The organism is Mesorhizobium sp. M7A.F.Ca.MR.245.00.0.0 (genome assembly GCF_003997415.1).
Taxonomy (GTDB): Bacteria; Pseudomonadota; Alphaproteobacteria; order Rhizobiales; family Rhizobiaceae; genus Mesorhizobium.
Genome location: NZ_RZTE01000001.1, coordinates 73,979 through 95,493 on the forward strand (window position 1 = coordinate 73,979; position 21,515 = coordinate 95,493).

General features: G+C 62.9%; 18 protein-coding genes. 9 read left to right on the plus strand and 9 right to left on the minus strand.

Translation table 11 applies throughout. The annotated features are described in order from the left end of the window. Nucleotides 1-96: 96 nt before the first annotated feature. The gene (locus EOB80_RS00365; protein ID WP_127326274.1) at nt 97-411 is read left to right on the plus strand and encodes a hypothetical protein; all 315 of its coding nucleotides are present in this window, start codon (nt 97-99) and stop codon (nt 409-411) included. A 45-nt stretch (nt 412-456) separates the two neighbouring features. Here EOB80_RS00365 and EOB80_RS00370 read toward each other — a convergent pair whose 3' ends face one another. Then, complete coding sequence (locus EOB80_RS00370) at nt 457-1,431, minus strand: LysR family transcriptional regulator (RefSeq protein WP_127326275.1); 975 nt, start codon at nt 1,429-1,431, stop codon at nt 457-459. Between the two features lie 101 nt (nt 1,432-1,532). On the opposite strand from EOB80_RS00370, the gene pcaD reads away from it, so the two are divergent. From pcaD to EOB80_RS00385, 3 genes are all read left to right on the plus strand, one after another. After that, nucleotides 1,533-2,324 carry a 3-oxoadipate enol-lactonase gene (gene pcaD / locus EOB80_RS00375; RefSeq protein ID WP_127326276.1) on the plus strand — a complete coding sequence of 264 codons (792 nt, stop codon included), beginning with the start codon at nt 1,533-1,535 and terminating at the stop codon, nt 2,322-2,324. A gap of 276 nt (nt 2,325-2,600) precedes the next feature. Next, nucleotides 2,601-2,846 (plus strand): hypothetical protein, encoded by a 246-nt coding sequence (locus EOB80_RS00380; RefSeq protein ID WP_127256175.1) that lies wholly within the window; start codon nt 2,601-2,603, stop codon nt 2,844-2,846. Between the two features lie 44 nt (nt 2,847-2,890). Continuing rightward, nucleotides 2,891-3,106, plus strand: coding sequence for a hypothetical protein (locus EOB80_RS00385; protein ID WP_127326277.1), 216 nt, complete (start codon nt 2,891-2,893; stop codon nt 3,104-3,106). A 154-nt stretch (nt 3,107-3,260) separates the two neighbouring features. Here the strand turns inward: EOB80_RS00385 and EOB80_RS00390 are convergent, their stop codons facing one another. The 4 genes from EOB80_RS00390 to EOB80_RS00405 form a co-directional block, all read right to left on the minus strand. Next, nucleotides 3,261-5,081: a DUF190 domain-containing protein gene (locus tag EOB80_RS00390; protein ID WP_127326278.1), complete on the minus strand. Its 1,821-nt coding sequence runs from the start codon at nt 5,079-5,081 to the stop codon at nt 3,261-3,263. Nucleotides 5,082-5,561: 480 nt separating this feature from the next. After that, entirely contained in the window at nt 5,562-6,479 is a 918-nt protein-coding gene (locus tag EOB80_RS00395; RefSeq protein ID WP_127326279.1) for an NADP-dependent oxidoreductase, read from the minus strand. Between the two features lie 503 nt (nt 6,480-6,982). Further along, nucleotides 6,983-7,957, minus strand: coding sequence for a hypothetical protein (locus tag EOB80_RS00400; protein ID WP_127326280.1), 975 nt, complete (start codon nt 7,955-7,957; stop codon nt 6,983-6,985). 418 nt (nt 7,958-8,375) lie between these two features. Beyond that, nucleotides 8,376-9,170, minus strand: a complete 795-nt coding sequence (locus EOB80_RS00405; protein ID WP_127326281.1) for a GNAT family N-acetyltransferase — start codon at nt 9,168-9,170, stop codon at nt 8,376-8,378. A gap of 280 nt (nt 9,171-9,450) precedes the next feature. On the opposite strand from EOB80_RS00405, the gene EOB80_RS00410 reads away from it, so the two are divergent. Further along, nucleotides 9,451-10,164: a DNA helicase gene (locus tag EOB80_RS00410; protein ID WP_127326282.1), complete on the plus strand. Its 714-nt coding sequence runs from the start codon at nt 9,451-9,453 to the stop codon at nt 10,162-10,164. 19 nt (nt 10,165-10,183) lie between these two features. On the opposite strand, the gene EOB80_RS00415 is transcribed toward EOB80_RS00410, so the two are convergent. Further along, nucleotides 10,184-11,137, minus strand: a complete 954-nt coding sequence (locus tag EOB80_RS00415) for a hydrogen peroxide-inducible genes activator (protein ID WP_127326283.1) — start codon at nt 11,135-11,137, stop codon at nt 10,184-10,186. A gap of 263 nt (nt 11,138-11,400) precedes the next feature. Here EOB80_RS00415 and katG point away from each other — a divergent pair, with 263 nt between their 5' ends. After that, nucleotides 11,401-13,596: a catalase/peroxidase HPI gene (gene katG, locus EOB80_RS00420; RefSeq protein ID WP_127326284.1), complete on the plus strand. Its 2,196-nt coding sequence runs from the start codon at nt 11,401-11,403 to the stop codon at nt 13,594-13,596. Nucleotides 13,597-13,830: 234 nt separating this feature from the next. Here katG and EOB80_RS00425 read toward each other — a convergent pair whose 3' ends face one another. Further along, nucleotides 13,831-14,247 carry a helix-turn-helix domain-containing protein gene (locus EOB80_RS00425; protein WP_127326285.1) on the minus strand — a complete coding sequence of 139 codons (417 nt, stop codon included), beginning with the start codon at nt 14,245-14,247 and terminating at the stop codon, nt 13,831-13,833. Between the two features lie 107 nt (nt 14,248-14,354). Between EOB80_RS00425 and EOB80_RS00430 the strand changes: the two genes are divergently transcribed. Further along, nucleotides 14,355-16,529 (plus strand): heavy metal translocating P-type ATPase, encoded by a 2,175-nt coding sequence (locus EOB80_RS00430; protein ID WP_127326286.1) that lies wholly within the window; start codon nt 14,355-14,357, stop codon nt 16,527-16,529. Nucleotides 16,530-16,535: 6 nt separating this feature from the next. On the opposite strand, the gene EOB80_RS00435 is transcribed toward EOB80_RS00430, so the two are convergent. Together EOB80_RS00435 and EOB80_RS00440 are read right to left on the minus strand one after the other, a co-directional pair. Then, nucleotides 16,536-17,720: an MFS transporter gene (locus tag EOB80_RS00435; protein WP_127326287.1), complete on the minus strand. Its 1,185-nt coding sequence runs from the start codon at nt 17,718-17,720 to the stop codon at nt 16,536-16,538. Nucleotides 17,721-17,867: 147 nt separating this feature from the next. Beyond that, nucleotides 17,868-19,532 carry a Na/Pi cotransporter family protein gene (locus EOB80_RS00440; protein WP_127326288.1) on the minus strand — a complete coding sequence of 555 codons (1,665 nt, stop codon included), beginning with the start codon at nt 19,530-19,532 and terminating at the stop codon, nt 17,868-17,870. Nucleotides 19,533-19,920: 388 nt separating this feature from the next. Here EOB80_RS00440 and EOB80_RS00445 point away from each other — a divergent pair, with 388 nt between their 5' ends. Continuing rightward, nucleotides 19,921-20,301 carry an RcnB family protein gene (locus tag EOB80_RS00445; RefSeq protein ID WP_127270906.1) on the plus strand — a complete coding sequence of 127 codons (381 nt, stop codon included), beginning with the start codon at nt 19,921-19,923 and terminating at the stop codon, nt 20,299-20,301. 136 nt (nt 20,302-20,437) lie between these two features. Beyond that, on the plus strand, nt 20,438-21,515 hold a 1,078-nt coding region (dnaG, locus tag EOB80_RS34955), incomplete at its 3' end, for a DNA primase (RefSeq protein WP_245466197.1).

Here is a 21,515-nt window from a genome sequence, read left to right on the forward strand (position 1 = left end):
ACCGGGCGGAATCCAGATCCGTCCGGAATCCAGGTCCAGGGATTGGAACTCGGATATCGCCGAGATGTTTATCCGTCATGCAACTGGAGAGATGTCATGACTGAGAACGAAACCCGCTATGAAACCGGTGCGACGAAATATCCGGCAAAGACCGATGCCGACGCTTCCGATGAATTCTCCCAGGATGCGGCCGCCAACAAGAAGCCCGCCAGCGGAATGGGGCTCACCCGCAGGAAGGATGAAGTAGAAGACCGCACCCGCCAATCGGAGGGACAAAACCCGCCAAGGCAAGTCACGCCGAGCGCCGCAACCGAAAAGACGTCCGGCGCCGGCCCCGCTATCGCGGAGCGTTCAACGGACGCCAAGGCTCCGAAGAGCGGCCGCCAGCCTGGAGCGTATGTCAAGAAGTGATCGCTGGACGGGACCCGAGAGGTCCTGGCATTGCACGGCCGGTCATCAGCGACCGGTTTCCACTTGCGCCTTTCGCGACAGGTTGGTCGGTATCTGTCCGGCGGGCCTGCTCGGCTCCAATGCACGGCGCAATGCCGGCGCTTCCTGCTGGATATGATCCCACAGCCGGTTGGCGATCGGCCCATGCGGTCGGTCGCGGCGCCGCGCCACCACCAGTTCGTCGGTGCGGCCCGGCAGATGGCGGCCGGCAATGGATTGCAGGCGCCCGTCATGCAGTTCTTCCTCGATCAGGAAGCGGGGCAGGTGGCCCCAGCCAAGGCCCTGCAGGATGATCTCCTTCTTCATGCCCTGGTCCGCGACGAAGCATTGCGGCGCACCTTCGATCAGCGAATAGTTTTGCTGTGGCGAATGGCGGGCGCTGTCGCGCATGACGCATTGGGTGAGTGCCTGCATCTGATCCAGAGTGATCGGCTGCTCGATACGCCCGGGCAGAAAGCCCGGCGCCACCACGGGAATGAAGGACACCTTGCACAGATCGACCCATTCCACCCGCGCATCGCCCTTGTCGACCCAGTGCAGGATCAGATCGGCTTCGTCATCGAATAGACGCTCCCATGGGCCGCCCACCGCTTCGAAATGCAGATGCAGGCGCGTGCCTGGGCACTGTGCGAAGAACCGCCCGAGCATGCCCAGCACATGTGGGCGCGGGCACAGGTCGCCTATCACCACGTGGATCTCGCTTTCCTCACCCATCGCCAACTGGGCGGCATGGACGCGCAAACCATCCAACTCGCGCAGCAGCGATAGCGCTCGGCGGTGGAACGACAGCCCTGCCTCGGTCGCACGCACGCGATAGCCGCTGCGGTCCAGGAGGCAAAGGTCGAGTTGTCGCTCCAGCTTGGCGACGGCGGCGAACACCGCCGGGTGCGAGCGATACAGCATGGCCGCCGCAGGCTGAAAACCGCCGGTGCGGACCACTGCATCGAAGCATTGCAGGTCGTGCAGGGTGAATTCGGCCATGTCAGTTTTTATTACAGAGATTGTTCTATCTTTGTAATATCAACAAAATTGCTCCACGGCTAGGGTCTGTCTCGTTCAACGTTCCAGAAGGAATCTTCATCATGAATGAGCTGAATTTCGCCACGACGGGCGACGGCACGCGCATCGCCTACCGCTTCGATGGCGAGGCAAGCAAGCCGGTGCTGGTGCTGTCGAATTCCATCGGCACCACGCTGCACATGTGGGACAGGCAGATCGGCGAATTGTCGAAGCATTTCCGTGTCCTGCGCTACGACTTTCGCGGCCATGGCGGATCGAGCGTTCCGGTCGGCGCCTACTCGCTCGACCGGCTTGGCCGCGACGTCATCGAGTTGCTCGATGCGCTCGACCTGCAACGCGTACATTTCCTTGGCCTGTCGCTCGGCGGGTTCGTCGCGCAGTGGCTCGGCATCCACGCGCCCGAGCGGATCGACCGGCTGATCCTGAGCAACACCTCGTCCCATCTCTCGCCGGCAAGCTATTTCGACGAGCGGATTGCCGCGGTGCGGCAGGCGCCGGACATGTCGGAAACCGCCGAGACGTTCCTGAGCAGCTGGTTCCCCGCGTCGATGGTTGCCGCCAACGAGCCCGTGGTCGAAGAGTTTCGCGCCATGCTGCTGGCTATCGACCGGCAAGGCCTGGCGGGCCTGTTCGCGGCGGTTCGCGACGCCGATCTTCGCCGTACCGTAGCACTGATACCGCGGCCGACGCTGGTGATCGCCGGTCGGCACGACACGGTGACAGCAGCCAGCCACGGCGAGATGATTGCCGCGGCGGTGCCCGGCGCGAAGCTGATAGTGCTGCCCGCGGTCCATCTGTCGAACATCGAGTATCCGGCAGAGTTCATCCAGGCTGTGGTCGATTTCCTGCGCTGAGCTGGAGCGCGACGGAAAGGCGTCCGGCGCCAGTCCGGCGGTCGCCGAACGTTCAAAGGACGTACTGGTTCAGAAGAGGGGCGGCGGCCTCGGTCAACGTGAGCGCCTAAGCCGAACCGAGCCATCCGGCGAAAAGCTTGTTCGACGCCTTTCGGAACGATCCCGTCACCTTGCCATTATCAGCACGAGAGCCGGCTCGGACAGGCAAGCGCCGTGACCCGACCTAGAGGCGGCCGATGACTTTCGAGCACCAACACGAACACGCCGGAGGAAGCGATGACTGGACGCAAAACCCATGATCAACAAATTCGCATCATTGAAGAGCGGGAAAACACAAAGAATGCCGGCAAGGATTTCGATGCAGAGGCGGATCTGAAACGATCAGCGGCGGAACGCGAAGCGCTGCGCAAGGGATCGGACATGAGGACCGACACACCTGACCTCGTCGATCCGGACGACCGCAACATCCTTCGCGGTAAAAATCAGGAAAGCGTCCATCACAAAAACCGTCCTGACGACTAGATGAGCACGATCCTGGAACATTTGTCATAGATTGGAGGCAGCCCATGGCACGCGGGAGCAAGAAACACATCGGAGCAGGTTCGCAGGGAAAGGGTTCTGGCACAGGCGCCATGACCGTAACGCCAAAGGACAAGCTTGAAGAAAACAAGGTTCTGTCCAATCGCGACAAGGCACAGCATTCCAAAGAACGCGGTTTGGACTCTAGGCAGATCGCGACCGAGCAGCATCAGGATCATGCCGCCAACCGTTTGCGGGACTGACGCCCTCGGCGCGCCAGCCTCGGCAAGGTTGCTCGCAAAGCGTCGGATTCGTTGCCGTCGCTATTTTCGGGCCAGAGCGCCTGGATTTCCTTCGGCAGCGCACGACGCGATCCCAGCGCCGACGAAGACGACCGAGTAGATCATTCCGGTCTCTTCAAAGTGTAGCCTTCATCAGCGCCTCTTGGGCGGCGATCTCGTGGCCGAGAACATCCCAGTGCTCGATGTGTTTGTAGACGATCACCTTGTTCCTCAGGAGCGCCCCATGGGTGCAGCAGAAATCTTCGAGTTGCTCACGGTCCGCGATCAGTTCGACGCACATGGTCAGATCGGGATTGGGAATCTCCACGCCCTCCCGCTGAAGCTTCCCATGGTTCGAGTATCCGAAATGAGTGCTATGCGCGACGGCATTCATGATACCGGCGGCCTTGGCCTGCATGACCAACTCCCTGTAGAGGGGCTTGCCACTGCCGAACCAAGCAGCCTTGCCGACTGCTTTCTCGCGCGGCTTCATGTAGACGCGGACCATCCCAACTTCGCGGGAGGTGAGCTTGTGGCTGGTCATGACGGTAGGCCTTTCCTGAAAGTTTGCGGTTGTCCGGAGGGAGCGCAGCCGTGCACGGCTAATGAGGTCGCCCATGGCTTGGGCGTTCATGTCGCGCATGTGGCGAACGGAAATATCCGGCGGAATGTCATTGGCGGCGACCGTCTTCGGCACGCCGACCCGTTGGGAGAGATAGATGCTGGAATGGCCGCTACAGAGATAGGCAACGAAGCAGGCGACCGCCAGATAGACGGCGTGTGTGGCCCCGAACAGTTCGATGCCCATGATCATGCAGGCGAGCGGTGTATTGGTTGCGCCAGCGAAAACCGCCACGAATCCAAGAGCTGCGAACAGGTCTGGCGGTGCACCGAGGACGCCTGCAACCGCACTGCCGAGGGCCGCGCCGATGAAGAACAGAGGCGTGACCTCACCGCCCTTGAAGCCTGCGCTCAGGGTGACGATGGTGAAAAGCCCTTTCCAGGCCCAGCTCCAGTAGTCGATATGATCCGGACGGAAGAAGCCAAGGAGCGTCACGTCATCAGGATTGGGGGACCAGACGCCCAGGCCGAGATACTCCCGTGTACCAAGGAGGTAGACGAGACCAATCAGCATGGCACTCGCCAGCACGGGCCGTAGCGGAGCGTAGGGCAGGATTGTCTTGTAGAGTGAAGACGCTTGATGAGAGAGTTCTGCAAAGACGTGTGCGGCCAGCCCAAAGGCGACGCCAGCGATCACCACCTTGAGCATCAGAAAAGCGTCAAGATGGAAGCCGATCCCTTTGCCGACACCGCCGAGATAGGTGATCGAGTAGTGGACGTGGCCGATGCTCCAGGCATGGCAGGTCCAATCGGCAACGACCGCCGCGAGCAGGGCTGGCAGCAGCGCTTCATATTGCATCCGGCCGATGGTGAGAACCTCCAGGGCGAAGACCGCTCCCGCGATCGGCGTGCCGAACACCGCCCCGAAGCCCGCCGCAATACCTGCCATCAGGAGGATGCGAACGTCGGCAGGAGGCAGCTTGAATACCTTGCCACATGCGCTTGCCAGGCTGCCACCAAGTTGGACGGCCGTACCCTCTCGTCCGGCCGAGCCGCCGACAAGATGCGTCATGACAGTGCTCACCAGGATGAATGGAGCCATGCGGAACGGCACGCCGCCGCCCGGTTCATGGATTTGATCGACAATGAGATTGTTGCCGCCTTCGGCGGACTTCCCGAAGCTGCCATAGGCCCAGACCATGGCAAAACCCGCCACCGGCATGCAGAAGATCAGCCAGGGAAACGCGAAGCGAAGCTCTGTCGCCCTGTCGAGGCTCCAGAGAAATAGTGCAATCAGCGATCCCACCGCGACCGCCATGGGGACAACGGTCATGATCCACTTTGTGAGACTGCGGATTTGCTGAAAACGGAGGCCGAAAATCGATGCCGGCGTCATGCGTGCGACGCTCCGTCGAGGACGGCACCCTGATTGGGAGAACACAGAAAGTGAATTCCAGGCACGACTCTACTCCTTCGCGTGGCTCGCGTTGAGTAGGAGTCATCAGCTTCATCGGGGAAGCGGTACGGCGTAATGCCCGGCAGAATCCATTACCGTGTGGACGTGGATAAGTCATGCTTGGCAAGGCTGTCAACTGCAATCACGGCCGTCACCGTGAGATGGCACAACGCTTACGCATCATCGCCTCCTCATTGAATTCATGTCTGGTTTCGAAACGATGCTTGGGGACAATCGTTTCGCTATCTATCGCTAAAATTGGCTTGGCGGCCCGTGATCCGGCTCTGCTTCCGGAATCCACGGAACGCTCTTGGTTGCGCTGCCGGCATGATGGTCAAGACTGTCATTGGCTCGACAGTCGCGACGGCGACGCGCGGATCGGATAACCCGTTCCAGAGGGATGGCAGAAGCACCAACTCGCTAGGCGGAAACCTCAAGCACGATCTTGCCACGCACATGCTCATTTTCCAGCCGTTCTTCCGCTTTGGCGACCTCTCCAAGAGGGTAGGTGGCTTGCACGAAGGGGGTGACCTTGCCGGCCTCGATGAGGCGGCCGATCTCGGCAAGATGCGCCGCATTCGGTTCGGCCAGATAGGAGACGCCACGCGCCCGGCGCAAGTTTGCCTTTTCCTGCGACGGTTCGGAAAGAGTGGAAACGAGCGTCCCGCCTGGCTTGAGCACCTCCCAGGAGCGGTCCTGCGTGTCGCCCGCGACAAGGTCGAACACCAGGTCGACCGCATCGACGACCTCTTCGAAACGCTGGTTCTTGTAGTCGACCGTCTGATCGGCGCCGAGCTCACGGACGAAAACCACGTCCTCGGCGGAAACGGTTGTCGCGACGAACGCGCCCGCGGCCTTGGCGAACTGGATCGCCAGATGACCGACGCCGCCGGCGCCGCCATGGATGAGAACCCGTTGCCCGGATTTGAGGCCGCCATGGTCGAAAAGGCCCTGCCATGCAGTGGTGCCGGCAAGCGGCACCGCCGCGGCTTCGACATGGCTTAGACGATCCGGTTTCGCAGCCGCCTCCGTCGCCTTGACCACGACATATTCGGCATTGCCGCCGCGGTCATGACCAAGCATCGCAAATAACGGGTCGCCCTTCTTCAACGTATGCGCCCGCGTGCCGCATATTTCCACCGTGCCGGACACGTCGCGCCCGAGCGTGACCGGCAGGGTTTCGCTCGTCGAACCTTCGCGGATCTTGTAGTCGATCGGATTGACGCTCGCGGCGCGAACCCTGAGCACAACCTCGTCGTCAAGCGGTTGAGGCAAGGGGACTTGATCGATCGAAACAACCTCAGGTCCGCCAAAAGCATGGATGCGGGCTGCTTTCATGTCGGCATATCTCCTGTTGTTTGGCTGTCGGCGACGGTGTCTGCTGGGCTGTCGTCAGCGGCTGTGCAGCCCAGGTTGCGGAGGCAGGCACACCGGTTTCCCAGCGGGGCCACCGCCGCTGCAAGGTCGCCACTCCTGCTAGGCCGTAGACTGCGTCGGCGGGTTTTGATTCACATGGCGGCAAGGCTAGAACCAGACTTGCTGGCTTTCTAACTGGGTAGCAGGCCGTTGGTTCCAACCACCGCAATCGGCTGAACGTGGTGCCGGAAATTCTCTCCTCGGCCAGAGCATTCAACCGGTCTGATCCATCCGGCCCTTATGCACACAGCTGTTTTGAGTAGCGACGCCGAGGAGAGAGGCGGGGGCCGAAGCTGGCTGGCGCGCTGACCTTGGAGATCGGATTGAATCATTGCTGGTGGGTCGCAGGGCCGCCGATCAATGCGGTTCGCACGACGAACATAAAGCGGCACGGTCTTAATCGACGCGGCGGTGCGATGCGGACTTCAAGACGCTTCGCAGATCGGCAGCGGCTGCGGCGGCGGTGCCGGATGATCCTTCCTGTATTGGGCGATGATCGGCTCGAGCGTCTTTCGCGCCCAGAATTTCGGTGTGCCGATTTCCTTCAGGCAGGACGCGTTCCAGTAGGCGCCCGGCTGTGAACGGTCGGCTGCGACCGCGGTGATGTCGCGCGATTCCGGGTAGATGTAGAGCGTCGTCGGATTGTCCTTGACCATCGGGATGATCCGCTTGGCATCCGCCGGCGACCAGCTGGTGCAGCCATTGCTGCGACCGCCGGCATAGTCCACCAGCTTGCCGAACGGCACGAAGCCGTCATGGTCGGCGTGCGAGCTGTTCGGGTTTTTGCGCAGGCACATGCCATGCAGCACCTGGGCAGCGTGACCGCCGATCGCCCGCTGCCTGGCATTCGCGGCTTCGCCTTCGCCGTCGAACTGGATGAAGGTGCGCTGGAAAACCGCGTCCTGCTTCGCGCCGGTGCGGTAATAGCCCTTGAACGAGGTTTTGGCCTCGCTGGTCATATAGGCGCCGCCGGCCGTCAACGATGAATCCATCGCATTGCCGAAGTTCTTCGCGCACCGTTTGCCGTTTGAAAAATCGACGACGCCTTTCAAATTCCGCCCGCTGCCGTGGCCTGACGAAATCGCGCTAAACGACTGGCTGGCCTCGCAGATGACGTAATAGCGACGGCCGAGCACGCCATTGCCCAGATCGCTGGGGCGTGTGGCATCCATGGCGAAGTAGCAGGGGTTCTTGACAGCGCCTTGCGCGACCTTCTTCCGGTAAAGCGCGCGGGCTCGTTCGAGGACAATTTGCGAGATCTGGCCGTCGCTGTCGCCGACATGAGCCTGCAGCCAGGCTGGAACGGCAGATGGTGCGGCAAAGGATCGGGCCGATACCGCCACGGCGATGACGACGAGAAGGCTGGCGACGACTCCCAGAGAAACAGATCTCAACCGCACCGGATCAATTCTCCTTGTCGAAGCGTTTTGTGATGTTGCCACCAGGAATCGACTGTAGAGGGTCTCGCATTATCAGGCGAAACACATCTTGTTTAGCGCACCCAAAAGGAAGGCGGCACATATGGGGCTGCTTTCGACCCGAAGCCGAACTCGGGGTGCCAACAGAGAGTGAATTTACATCGAAAAAAGGAACGGCGCCGACGAACACGACGGCCGCCGCCGCAGCAAACCAATACGACGAACGTGGAGTACCGTGGTCTGCTTTCTCTCCTCGTATTCTTATGAGCATAACCAGTCCGACCGAGCACAAAATAAGCCCGCAAGGGCCGAAAGAATAAATAGATACATACCGGCCTCCACACCAAGTTGGGCACCCCGGTGGTGAATGGCTGACGCTTGGTATCGGCCCAGATTCAGATTACCGGGTGTAGCGTGCGCTTCCGTTCGGCGTTGCCGCCCCGCATACGAGCGCTGGCTCGGGGCGAAGTCCGCAGGTCTCGACCATTCGCCGGGAGGGAATATTCGTCGCCGAAACAAGTTCGTAGATGTGCGTCGCACCGAGATCGCGGAACACGCTGACGATGATGCGGGCGTTGATGTAGCTGCCAAGCCCCTTGCCTCGCTGCTCTTCTGCTACCGCAACAAGTCCGCCCCAGGCATAGCGGTGATAACAACTGTACACATTGTGCGGCAGATAGCCGTGTGCGGCGGCCACGACGGTTCCTTTTTCGTCTCCGATAGCGACGGTGGTTGCCGGCCCGCAAGCTCCGAGCAGCAGCGAGCCGGAGAATGGAACAATCCCGGCCGCCGCCATAAGCGCCTGGAGGTGCTTCATAGGCTCACCTTCTGGATCGTCCGGTTGTTCCAGTTCGGCCAGGCCATCGGGCAGCGGTCGGGAAAGGATAGCTTCGGAAGCAGCAAGAGCGGTCACGCGGTCAGCGAGGAAGACATTCCATGTGTCGAAACGACAATCTCGCTCAGACAGGCGAGACCTGATCTCATCCACTTTCTCGCTTGGAATGAGGCGAAAGCCGCAGGCCCGATCACGGCTCAGAAACGCGTCGATCATCTTCCACCCGAGCCGGTCTGGGTCATCGCAGCCCATCATGCGTCCGTTCTGGCACGCGCCGGGCGTCGCATTGATGAAGTCGGCGCTTGCCTCGGCCTGTGCCTGCAGGTGCTGCTGCATCTCCGTACCGAAGTAACCTACCATAGGATGTCCCCCGTATAGAGAGCACTCTAGCCAGCTCAGGGCGTCACGCCAACAGCCTCATACATCCAGAGCCGCCCTACGTGCTTGGCTACCAAGCGTCAGTACGCGATTTTCGATACGCAGGGATTGAGCTATCATCTGATTCTGGCGCGGCCCACGCCACCTCCCTCCGCCGGGAAAGCATCGTTCATGCAGGGCGCTATCCAATCACCGAACCGACTGTTCGAGCACTTGGCATAAGGAGGGGTTGCAAAAACGGCTCGCACCAGGAGGTTTTGCGATGAAGTTGTCCGCGCCCATCTACCATCTCAAGCGTCAAGCCAGGCTTTTGTCCCGCGAGGGCAAGATTGCGCTGCACGAGGCGCTCGACCGTATTGCCGCCCAGGAAGGTTTCACCGGCTGGAGCCTGCTTGCAGCCAAGGCAGCCGAGGCGGCGCCCGCCGGCATGCTGTTTGCGCAACTTGCGCCCGGCGACCTGGTTCTGGTCGGTGCGCGACCCGGACACGGCAAGACGCTGATGAGCCTCGAACTCGCGGTCGAAGCCATGAAATCAGGCCATCGCGGTGTGTTCTTTACGCTCGAATATACGCAAAGGGATGTGCTGGACCGGTTTCGAGCCATCGGGGCGGACCCGGTGCAGTTCAACGACCAGTTCACATTCGATAATTCCGACGCCATCAGTGCCGCCTATATCGTCAAGGCATTGGGTGCGGCGCCGCGCGGCACGCTGGTGGTGATCGATTATCTGCAACAGCTCGATCAGAAGCGGGAAAACCCGGACCTGATGGCGCAGGTTCGCACGCTGAAGGCCTTTGCCCGCGACAGGGGACTGATCCTCGTCTTCATCTCGCAGATCGATCGGTCATACGATCCGGCGGAGAAGCCATGTCCCGATATCAGCGATGTGCGGTTGCCGAACGCCCTGGACCTGTCGCTGTTCAACAAGACCTGCTTCCTCAACAAGGGCGAAATCCGGTTCCACGCGGCAGGCTGACGATCCGGTCAGCCTGCCTTCATTGGGCCGCTGCCGGCAGCTTCGGAGGCTGCGCAACCGATGCCGAACCGTGCTGCGCGCGCAATGCTTCGGCCGCCTGGCGAACCACTTCGGATATAAGCAGCAGCTGTTTGGCGATCGGGCTTGTCTTGCGCCAGATCATGCCGATCGTCCGCGACGGTTGGGGGTTGGCGAAATGGGCGATAGAGACCGCCGCCGAGCGCGTCTCGACCGGCACGGCCATTTCGGGGATCAAGGTGACGCCGACGCCGGCGCCGACCATCTGCACCAGGGTCGACAGCGAGCTGCCGTCCAGCAACTCCCTTGGGCGCACCGAATGCATGTTGCAGAACGACAGCGCCTGGTCGCGAAAACAATGGCCTTCCTCGAGCAGGAGCAGCCGCATCTCGCGCAGCATTTCGCGGTTGGGCACCGGCTTTCCCTCATCCTCGCCGGGTCGGACCAGCACGAAGTTCTCGGCAAACAGCACGATTTCCGTCAGCGACGCTTCCGATACCGGCAAGGCGACGATGGCGGCATCGAGCCGGCCGTCGGCCAGTTCCTGGATCAGCTTCTGCGTCTGCGTTTCGCGCACGTGGATATCGAGCCCGTCATGCATGCGGGCGAGGTTGCCGATGATGGCAGGCAGAAGGTAGGGTGCGATCGTCGGGATCACTCCGATGCGCAACCGTCCCACCAGCCGGTCGCGCGAGGCGCGGGCCAGATCCGTCAGCTCATCCACCGAGCGCAGGATGTCGCGAACGCGCAAGGCGAATTCCTCGCCGAAATTGGTCAGCCGGACCTGACGTGGGCCTCTTTGGAAAAGCTCCGTGCCAAGCGTTTCCTCCAACTCCCGGATCTGCACCGAGATGGCGGGCTGCGAGATCGCGCAGGCATCGGCGGCACGGCCGAAATGATTGTGCCGCGCCAGTGCCTCGAAATAACGCAACTGCTTCAGCGTCAGGTTTGTCATAATGTCATCTTATCGCTGTAATCAGGAAATCCAACTTAAATTAATCAAGCGGCTTTGCTATAGGAGTCCCAACGAAGATGAGGAGCAGCCGGGACCGCCTGGTGAGGCGCATGCCCGCGGCAACGGGACATCCAACATATTCGGTCGCGTATCGGGCATATGGTCATCGCGCCAGCCATGAAACGGACCGCCTCCAGGGACATCCAACGTCCCTGTTCACGCAGCAGTTGAACAGCTCAACACAGCCACGATCGGAGAAGAACATGGACGCACAGACCGATGATCCCAGCGCCGGCAAATGCCCCGTTGCACACGGATCCTCCAGCAGGAGCAACCGTGACTGGTGGCCCAACCAACTCGATCTTGGCGTTCTCCATCAGCAATCGAACCTTTCGGATCCGATGGGCGAAGAGTTCGACTATGCCGAGGAATTCAAGTCGCTCGATCTCGATGCGGTGATCAAGGACCTGCACCAGGTGATGACGGATTCGCAGGAGTGGTGGCCGGCCGACTTCGGCCATTACGGGCCGCTGTTCATCCGCATGGCCTGGCACAGTGCCGGCACCTACCGCATCGGCGATGGCCGTGGCGGCGCCGGGGCCGGCCAGCAGCGTTTTGCTCCGCTCAACAGCTGGCCGGACAATGCCAATCTCGACAAGGCGCGCCGGCTGCTGTGGCCGGTCAAGCAGAAATATGGCCGCAAGATCTCCTGGGCCGACCTGCTGATCCTCACCGGCAACGTCGCGCTGGAATCGATGGGCTTCAAGACCTTCGGTTTTGCTGGCGGCCGCGCCGACGTCTGGGAACCCGAACAGGACGTCGATTGGGGTTCGGAAACCAAGTGGCTCGACGACAAGCGCTACTCCGGCGACCGCGAACTCCAGGGCCATCTCGGCGCCGTCCAGATGGGACTGATCTACGTCAATCCGGAAGGGCCGAACGGCAAGCCGGATCCGCTGGCCTCGGCACGCGACATCCGCGAGACCTTCGCGCGCATGGCCATGAACGACGAGGAGACCGTGGCGCTGATCGCTGGCGGTCACACCTTCGGCAAGACGCACGGCGCCGGCGATGCCTCGCTGGTGGGCGCGGAGCCTGAAGGCTCGAGCATCGAGGCGCAGGGCCTTGGCTGGTCGAGCAAGCACGCCTCCGGCATTGCAGGCGACGCCATCACCTCGGGCCTCGAGGTGACCTGGACCACGACGCCGACCAAGTGGAGCAACAACTTCTTCGACAATCTGTTCAACTTCGAATGGGAGCTGACCACGAGCCCGGCGGGAGCGCATCAGTGGACGCCGAAGGGCGGCGCCGGTGCCGGGATCGTGCCGGATGCCCACGATCCGTCCAAGCGCCGCGCGCCTGCCATGCTGACCACCGATCTCGCACTGCGGGTCGATCCGGCCTACGAGAAGATTTCGAGGCGCTTCCATGAGCATCCGGACCATTTCGCCGACGCGTTCGCCCGGGCCTGGTACAAGCTGACCCATCGCGACATGGGTCCGGTCGTTCGTTATCTCGGTCCGCTCGTGCCGAAGGAAGAGCTGATCTGGCAGGACCCTATCCCGGCGGTCGACCATGAACTGGTCGGCGAGCAGGACATTGCGTTGCTGAAGGCGAAGATCCTCGCATCGGGCCTTTCGGTCTCCGAATTGGTCTCGACTGCGTGGGCCTCGGCCTCGACGTTCCGCAATTCCGACAAGCGCGGTGGTGCCAACGGGGCACGTATCCGACTGGCACCGCAGAAGGATTGGGACGTCAACCAGCCGGCGGAACTGTCGAAGGTGCTGGCGAAGCTGGAAGCCATCCAGACGGAGTTCAACGCGGCACAGACCGGCGGGAGAAAGATCTCGCTGGCCGACCTTATCGTGCTCGGCGGCGTCGCTGCGGTCGAGAAGGCGGCGAAGGACGGCGGTCACGAGACCAAGGTGCCGTTCACGCCGGGCCGCATGGATGCTTCGCAGGAACAGACGGATGTCCATTCCTTCGCCGCGCTCGAGCCGAAAGTCGATGGCTTCCGCAACTATGTCAGGGGCAAGCAGCCGATGTCGGTCGAAGCCATGCTGGTCGACCGCGCGCAATTGCTGTCGCTGACCGCGCCCGAGATGACGGTTCTGGTCGGCGGTCTGCGCGTGCTCGGCGCCAACACGGCCAGGTCGAAGCACGGCGTGCTCACCGACCGGCCGGGTACGTTGACCAACGACTTCTTCGTCAATCTGCTCAGCATGAACACGGTCTGGGACCCGGCCGCCGGCTCCGACGAAGTCTACGAGGCGCGTGACCGCAAGACCAAGGCGGTCAAGTGGACCGGCACCCGTGCCGACCTGATCTTCGGCTCGCACGCCCAGCTCCGCGCGCTTGCCGAGGTCTACGGGTCGGCGGACGCCAAGGCGAAATTCACCAGGGATTTCGTCGCTGCGTGGACCAAGGTGATGAACGCCGACCGCTTCGACATTGCCTGAGACCGCTAAAGGTGCTCCGGCGCAGCCGCGCCGGAGTGCCAGTCCTCCCAAGGACCCAACGTCCGGGCCGTGTTTCCAGCGATGGGAGCGCGGCCCTTGTCGTAAGAGACTGCGCTTTGGTGGACCGTGCCTCGCCGGGCGAGATCGTTGCGGGGTGATCTCGTCGGATTGAGTTCACCCCCTCATTTCGAACTCGGCGCCGACTTTGACGCGCAAGTTTGTCCTTCGCACCTCTCAACCATGCTCATCGGCGCACAGCGCATGATCCGATAGCGCGCGGATGACGTAGCAGTCGCCGACCGTCTGGCCATTGCAGCACGTGGCGATGCGCTCGAGCTCGGCCTCGAGCCGCTTCAACTGGGCAATCTTTTCCCGCACCGAGATCAGTTGCTCTTCGGCGATCCGGTCGGCGTGGCCGCAGGGCTGCTCGGGGTGGCCGCTCAATTCGATCAGCGAGCGGATGTCGTCGACGGCGAAGCCGAGGTCGCGGGCGTGGCGGATGAAGGCCAGCCGCTCCAGCTCCTGCCTGGAATAGCGGCGCTGGTTGCCTTCCGAGCGCTCGGGTGCCGCAACAAGGCCCATCTGCTCGTAGTAGCGGATGGTCGGCACCTTGACCCCGGTTCGGCGCGAGAGATCACCGATCGAAAACATGAAATTTTCCTCTTGAAGCTCTAGTGACTAGAGCAATTACAGTGCTGGACATCAGGATTCAAGACCCATGCGGCGACGCCGCGCGGGCAAGGCAGACAGGTAATGTGATGACGGCACCCCTCAAGCAGGAAACAATCGGGCAGACACGGTTCAAGATCGGCGGCATGGACTGCGCCTCCTGCGCGGCCAAGATCGATACGGCGGTGCGCCGCCTCGACGGCGTCGCCGATGTCTCGGTTTCGGTGACCGGCGCCAGCATGACCGTCAGCCACGGTGGTTCGCTCAACGACGACAAGGTGCTGAGGCAGGTCGCGCAGCTCGGCTACGGCATCGTCAAGGCGGAAGGCGGGGCCGATGGGCGTGCTTCAGTGGCCAAGGCACATGACCATGCTGATCATGATCACAGCGATGCCGAGCCGGGGCAGGCGTGGTGGCGCTCCCGCCGGGCAGTGCTGACGCTGGCCTGCGCGGCGGCGCTTGTTGCCGCCTACTGCATCGGCCATCTGTTCCCAGTAGCAGAGCGCTGGGTGTTCGTGGCCGCTTTGCTGGTCGGCCTGGTGCCGATCGCGCGGCGCGCGCTGATGGCGGCATTGGCCGGCACGCCGTTCTCGATCGAGATGCTGATGACCATAGCGGCGATAGGTGCCGTGATGATCGGCGCCACGGAAGAAGCCGCCGCCGTGGTCGTGCTGTTCCTGATCGGCGAACTTCTGGAAGGCGTCGCCGCCGGCCGCGCGCGGGCGAGCATCCAGGGGCTTGCCGACCTGGTGCCGAAGACAGCTCTGGTCGAGCGGGCAGGCGGCACATCGGAGGTTCCCGCCGAAGACCTCGCGGTCGGCGATGTCATCGTGGTGCGGCCGGGTGACCGCATCCCGGCCGACGGCGAGATCGTCGAGGGATCGAGCGATATCGACGAGGCGCCGGTGACCGGCGAGAGCACACCGAAGCGCAAGGGTGTCGCTGACGCCGTCTTCGCCGGCACGATCAGCACCGACGGCGTGCTCAAGGTGCGGGTGACGGCGGCCGCTTCCGACAACACCATCGCCCGAATCGTGCGGCTGGTGGAGGAGGCGCAGGAGGCCAAGGCGCCGACCGAACGCTTCATCGACCGCTTCTCGCGCACCTACACGCCAGCGGTGCTGGCGGTCGGCGCGCTGGTGGCGATGCTGCCGCCGCTGCTTGCCGGCGGCAACTGGAACGAATGGATCTACAAGGGCCTGGCGATCCTGCTGATCGGTTGCCCCTGCGCGCTCGTCATCTCGACGCCGGCGGCAATCGCCGCTGGCCTTGCGACCGGCGCGCGGCGTGGCCTGCTGATGAAAGGTGGTGCGGTGCTGGAAGGGTTTCGCCGGATCACGGCGGTGGCCTTCGACAAGACGGGCACGCTGACCGCGGGCAGGCCCGTGGTGACCGACATCATGGCCTATGGCCGCGATGAACGCACCGTGCTGGCGCTGGCGGCGGCGCTCGAGCAGGGTTCCAGCCATCCGCTAGCCATGGCGATCCTCGACAGGGCCAAGGCTGATGGTGCGCCGGTGCCGCCGGCTCTGGCGGCGAAGGCGATCTCGGGCAAAGGTGTCGAGGGCAGCGTCGGTGGCGTCGCCGTCTTCCTCGGCTCCGGTCCGGCGGTGGGCGAACGCGCCGACATGACGCAAGTGCAGCGCCTCGCCGTCGACAGCCTCAACGGGCAGGGCAAGACCGTGTCAGTGCTGGTCGCCGACGGCGTGGTGGCAGGGCTGATCGCCATGCGCGACGAGCCGCGACCGGATGCGGCGGCCGGCATTGCGGCGCTTAAGGCCGAAGGCATCCGCACGATCATGCTGACCGGCGACAATCGCCGCACGGCCGAAGCCATTGCCGCTTCGCTCGGCATCGAGGCTCGGGCGGAGCTGTTGCCTCAGGACAAGCAGCGCATCATCGGTGAATTGCAGCGCGAAGGGCTGAAGATCGCCAAGGTCGGCGATGGCATCAACGACGCACCGGCGATCGCCGCCGCCGACATCGGAATCGCCATGGGCGGCGGCACCGATGTGGCGCTGGAGACGGCGGACGCGGCGATCCTGCATGGCCGCGTCATGGATGTCGCGCGCATGGTAAGACTGTCGCGGGCGGTGATGGCCAATATCGGCCAGAACATCAGCGTTGCGCTCGGGCTGAAGGCGGTGTTCCTGGTCACCACCATTTTGGGCATCACCGGCCTGTGGCCGGCGATCCTGGCCGATACCGGCGCCACGGTGCTGGTCACCGCCAACGCCATGCGCCTGCTGCGCTGGCGCGGGTGAAGTGGTCTATTCCGCCGGAGCCGTCAGCGGCGGCGTGGCGTTGCTGCGCCCTTCCCAGACATAGGATGCCAGCGCCACCGCGACGGCGACCAGCATGGCGATGGCGCCCAGCAGCGGCAGGCTGCGGTAGCCATAGCCGCTGTTCAGCATCGCGGCGCCCAACGACGCGGCCAGCGCGATGCCGACATTGAAGCCGGACGGAATGAGCGACGAGGCGAGGTTCGAGGCGTCCGCCGTCCAGGCCAGGATGCGGGTCTGGATCGGTGTGCCGATGGCGAAGTTGAGGCCGCCCCAGACGACGATCGCCACAACCATCGGCAGGGGATAGGGGCTGACGGCGTAGATGACGGCCAGCGTCACCGCCTGCAGGGCCAGCATGGTGATCAATGACGGCATCAGCTTCCAGTCGGACAGCTTGCCGCCGAGGAAGACGCCGAGCGTGGCGCCGACGCCGTTGAGCAGCAGCACCCACGGCACCAGGTTCTCGTCGAGCCCGGTGACCTCCAGCAGTGTCGGGGTGATGTAGGTGAACAGGCCGAACTGGCCGATCATCAGCATCAGCATCAGGATCAGCGAAGTCCAGACCTGCTGGCGGGCCAGCACACGGACCTCGCGGGCGAAACCGGCGGGCCTGGCCGATGAGCCGGTGGTGCGCGGCAACAGGGCTGCCATGGCAAGCGTCGCCGCCACGCCGAGCGCGCACATCACCCAGAAGGTGGCGCGCCAGCCCCAGATGTTGCCGATCGCGGTGCCGGCCGGCACGCCGATGACGTTGGAGACGGTGAGGCCAGACAGGATGACGGCGACAGCCATGCCGCGCTGGTCCTCGCGCACGAGACCGACGGCGACGACCATGGCGACGCCGAAATAGGCGCCATGCGCGACCGCCACGGCAATGCGCAACAGTAGCATCGAGGTGAAGTCGGGCGCCAGCGCGCAAGCCGCCTGGCCGATGGTGAAGGCGATGGCGAGGCCGAGCAGCAGGCTCTTGCGCGACAGCGACTTGGTGGCGAGCGCCAGCAGTGGACCGCCGATGGCGATGCCGCAGGCATAGCCGGAGACGAGATAGCCGGCCGAGGGAACCGAGACGCCGAGCCCCTCCGCCACTTGCGGCAGCACGCCGGCAATGACGAATTCAGTGGTGCCGAAGGCAAAGGCGGCGATGAACAGCGCAATGAGCGGAAGCGACATGGGGAAGCCTTAGCTGGAACGGCCTCAAACCACGGATGAGCGTCGCGGGCAATCCAGAAATTTTTGTCGCGAGTTTAGGTTTTCTTCAGTGGGGGCGCGAGGCGATGAAGCGCCAATCTCCCTCACGAGGGGGAGATCGGCTGCTTCTCAGCTCGCCTTCAACCTGGATCCAGTCAGCAGACCGCGCTCTTCGAGCACCGGATAGGCCATCGAGGCCAGCAGCGAATTGATCTGCTTCAGGTCGCGGATGGTGTCGAGATGGATCGAGCTGGTCTCGACGCTCTTGGCAGTGCCGTCGCGCAGGCGCACGAAATGGCTGGCGCTGGTTTCTTTTTCGCGGTCGCGAAGCCGGTCTTTTTCCAGCACCAACTGGCGGGCGGTCTCGGGATCGCGCGACACCAAAACGTTGAAGGCAAGCCGCGCATTGGCCAGCACCGAGCTATGGAAGGCGCACAGCTCGGCCCAGCCCTCGTCGGTGAATTCCAGTCCGCGCTCGAACTTCTTTTTCACATGCACCAGCATGTTGCGCACGATGATGTCGCCGACCTGCTCCAGCTTGACGCAGGCGCCGATCAGCTCCTGGCAGCGCAGCGCCTCGTCCTCGGTCAGCGCGTTCCTGGTCAACTTGGCGAGGTAGAGCTTGATCGCGGCGTGCTTGCGGTCGACGCGGTCGTCGAGTGCGGCCAGCGCTTTAATCTTGTCGGCGTCGGCGCTTTCATAGAGTTCGATGATGCGCTTGAGCATGATCTCGATCGTCTCGCAGACCCGCACCACCTCGCGGGTGGCATTGGCAAGCGCCTGGCTCGGCACGTCGAGCGCGCTTTCGTTGAGCGCGGACAGCTCGACGACGTCAAGCGAGGCGGCCGGCACGGGCTTGGTGCCAAGTGCGACGATCTTCTCCGAAGCGCGGTAGACAAACCCTGCCAGCGGCAGGCCGGCGAGCAGGATCAGCACATTGAACAGGATGTGGGCATTGACGATCTGGTCCGCCGCCGTCGAACCGAGAAAGGCGAAGTGCGGCCTGAAGATCATGACCAGGATCAGGATGACAAGCGAACCAAGCCCGCGCATCAGGAGGTTGCCGATCGGCACGACGCGCACCTCGGGGCTCGACGAGCGGGTCAGCATCGGCGCGATGATCGAGGAGCCGAGATTGACGCCGAGGATAAGAACAACGCCGAGTTCAGGCGTGATCAGGCCGCGGCCCGCCAGCGTCGCCATCAACAGCACCGCCGCGATGCTCGACTGGAACAGCCAGGTGATCAGCGCCGCCAGCAGATAGGCGGTGATGGAATCGGTCGAGAAGTAGTTGATGATGACCGGCATGAGCTGGCTGTTGCGCAGCGGCTCAGACGCCTGTCCGATCATCTCCAGCGACAGGATCAAAAGGCCGATGCCGACCAGAATGCGGCCGGTCTGGCGCCAGTCGCGCCGCTCGGTGGCCATGAACATGACCGTGCCGGTGATCAGGCACAGCGGCACCAGCAAGGTGAGGTCGAAGGTCAGCAGCTTGACCACCAGCGCAGAGCCGATCTCGGCGCCGCGCACTGCCAATTGGCCCGCGGCGCCCGAGACGATGCCAGAGCCGGCGAAGGAGCCGACCAGCAGCGTGACGGCTGTGGAGCTTTGCAGGGCGATGGCAAGGCCGGTGCCGGCCAGCACCGCCATGATCGGATTGCGCATGGTGGCGCGCAGGCGATGGCGCAGCACGTCGCCATAGGCGCGTTCGACGCCGGTCTTCACCATGCGGGTGGCAAACAGCATCAGCGCCACGGCGCCGGCCAGATGCAGAAGGACGACGGACCCGCTCATTTCGTCCCCCGCATGCAAACAGGATGCGCGTCCTGTTTGGCGTGGCGATCAGAAGGGAAAACGAGGGTACGAATCATGTTCATGGCGGTGGCTTATAATAGCTCGAATATTTTAGCCGGATAATAAAATCTTGTCGATTTCAAGGGCCGTTGCAGCGCGACGGGCGGTGTCGGAAAATGGACGGACGCGCAAATGGTTGCATTGCGGGGCGGGCGCGAAGCAACGGATAGGCCGAGTTAGCAGCGCGACAGACTCCTGACCTTTGCGATTATGTTCAGCTCTATCGGGTAAATCAAGGAATTCATTACGCAATTGTAATGCAGGCGTTCAGTTTCGGTTCATCGGTGGCCCGCTATTCCTCTGGCATCGACAACCAAGGAGACTTCTCTTGAAACGCATTGTCCTTTCCGCACTCGCTTTCTCGATGCTGGCCGCTACGTCGCTCACCGGCCAAGCCGCACCGCTGAACGCACCGAACGCTCCGCAGTCGAACTACAGCCAGGTCGACTGGCAAAAGCCCACCAACAGGGATGTCAAGAAGCGTTTCATCCAGAAGCGCGTCATCCATAAGAAGGTCATCGTGAAGCGCAACAACTGGCGCAACGGGCATAAATATTCAGGCTGGAGACAGCACCAGCCGATCCGCGACTACGGCCGCTACGGCCTGCATCGTCCCGGCCGCGGCCAGGAATGGATCCGCGTCGGCAACGACTATGTGTTGGTCGGTGTGCTCTCCGGCGTCATTTTCGGCGCGCTTGCCGCGCACTGATCGCTCCCCAGGCGGATATTGGAAAGAGGCGGCCCGCAACGGCCGCCTCTTTTGCCTGTGGAAACCGGGTATGGCCCGCATTAAGGGTCGTCGGATTTCGCGGGTATGATTATATAATCGGGAAACGAGTTCCCCGATGCGCTTTCCACCCGCCTTCCTCGACGAGATACGCGACCGCGTGCCGATTTCATCGGTGATCGGCCAGCGCGTTGCGTGGGACAGGAAGAAAACCAACGCGCCGCGCGGCGACTATTGGGCCTGTTGTCCGTTCCACGGCGAGAAGAGCCCGTCCTTCCACTGCGAGGACAAAAAGGGCCGCTACCACTGTTTCGGCTGTTCGGTTTCGGGCGATCATTTCAAGTTCCTCACCGAACTCGACGGGATGAGCTTTCCCGAAGCGGTCGAAAAGATCGCCGACATGGCCGGTGTGCCGATGCCGGTTCGCGATGCGCAGGAGGAGCGGCGCGAAAAGGAACGCGCCAGCCTGACAGACGTCATGGAGATGGCCACCACCTTCTTCCAGGAACGGCTGCAGGGGCCGGAAGGCGCCAAGGCGCGTGCCTATCTGCGCGACCGCGGACTGACGCCGGCGACGCAGCAATCGTTCCGGCTCGGTTTTGCGCCCGACAGCCGCAATGCGCTGAAGGAGCATCTCGCCGCCAAGGGCGTGCCCAGGGCCGACATCGAGGCTTGTGGACTGGTGCGCCACGGCGACGACATCCCGGTTTCCTATGACTGGTTCCGCGACCGCATCATGTTCCCGATTCCGGATTCCCGGGGCAAGATCATCGCGTTCGGCGGCCGTGCGCTGCAGCCGGATGCGCTGGCCAAATACATGAACTCGCCTGACACCGAGCTCTTCCACAAGGGCAATGTGCTCTATAATTTCGCCCGCGCCCGCAAGGCCTTGGCCAAGGGCGGCACGGTCATCGCCGTCGAAGGCTATATGGACGTGATCGCGCTGGCGCAGGCCGGCTTCGAGAATGTCGTGGCGCCGCTCGGCACCGCGCTTACCGAGAACCAGCTCGAACTGCTCTGGCGCATGGCGCCGGAGCCGATGCTGTGCTTCGACGGAGACAAGGCCGGGCTGAAGGCAGCGTGGCGGGCCGCCGTCATGGCGCTGCCATCTGTGCAGGCCGGCCGTTCGGCGCGCTTCGCGCTGCTGCCGGAAGGCAAGGATCCCGACGATCTGGTCAAGGCCGAAGGACCGGATG

Excerpts from the sequence above, each read along its gene's own strand:
- EOB80_RS00395 (WP_127326279.1), bottom strand. The coding sequence starts at position 6,479 with ATGAAAGCAGCCCGCATCCATGCTTTTGGCGGACCTGAGGTTGTTTCG.
- EOB80_RS00435 (WP_127326287.1), bottom strand. The coding sequence starts at position 17,720 with ATGTCGCTTCCGCTCATTGCGCTGTTCATCGCCGCCTTTGCCTTCGGC.
- EOB80_RS00440 (WP_127326288.1), bottom strand. The coding sequence starts at position 19,532 with ATGAGCGGGTCCGTCGTCCTTCTGCATCTGGCCGGCGCCGTGGCGCTG.
- EOB80_RS00365 (WP_127326274.1), top strand. The coding sequence starts at position 97 with ATGACTGAGAACGAAACCCGCTATGAAACCGGTGCGACGAAATATCCG.
- EOB80_RS00430 (WP_127326286.1), top strand. The coding sequence starts at position 14,355 with ATGACGGCACCCCTCAAGCAGGAAACAATCGGGCAGACACGGTTCAAG.
- EOB80_RS00425 (WP_127326285.1), bottom strand. The coding sequence starts at position 14,247 with ATGTTTTCGATCGGTGATCTCTCGCGCCGAACCGGGGTCAAGGTGCCG.
- EOB80_RS00385 (WP_127326277.1), top strand. The coding sequence starts at position 2,891 with ATGGCACGCGGGAGCAAGAAACACATCGGAGCAGGTTCGCAGGGAAAG.
- EOB80_RS00405 (WP_127326281.1), bottom strand. The coding sequence starts at position 9,170 with ATGGTAGGTTACTTCGGTACGGAGATGCAGCAGCACCTGCAGGCACAG.
- EOB80_RS00410 (WP_127326282.1), top strand. The coding sequence starts at position 9,451 with ATGAAGTTGTCCGCGCCCATCTACCATCTCAAGCGTCAAGCCAGGCTT.
- pcaD (WP_127326276.1), top strand. The coding sequence starts at position 1,533 with ATGAATGAGCTGAATTTCGCCACGACGGGCGACGGCACGCGCATCGCC.
- EOB80_RS00380 (WP_127256175.1), top strand. The coding sequence starts at position 2,601 with ATGACTGGACGCAAAACCCATGATCAACAAATTCGCATCATTGAAGAG.
- EOB80_RS00415 (WP_127326283.1), bottom strand. The coding sequence starts at position 11,137 with ATGACAAACCTGACGCTGAAGCAGTTGCGTTATTTCGAGGCACTGGCG.
- katG (WP_127326284.1), top strand. The coding sequence starts at position 11,401 with ATGGACGCACAGACCGATGATCCCAGCGCCGGCAAATGCCCCGTTGCA.
- EOB80_RS00390 (WP_127326278.1), bottom strand. The coding sequence starts at position 5,081 with ATGACGCCGGCATCGATTTTCGGCCTCCGTTTTCAGCAAATCCGCAGT.
- EOB80_RS00370 (WP_127326275.1), bottom strand. The coding sequence starts at position 1,431 with ATGGCCGAATTCACCCTGCACGACCTGCAATGCTTCGATGCAGTGGTC.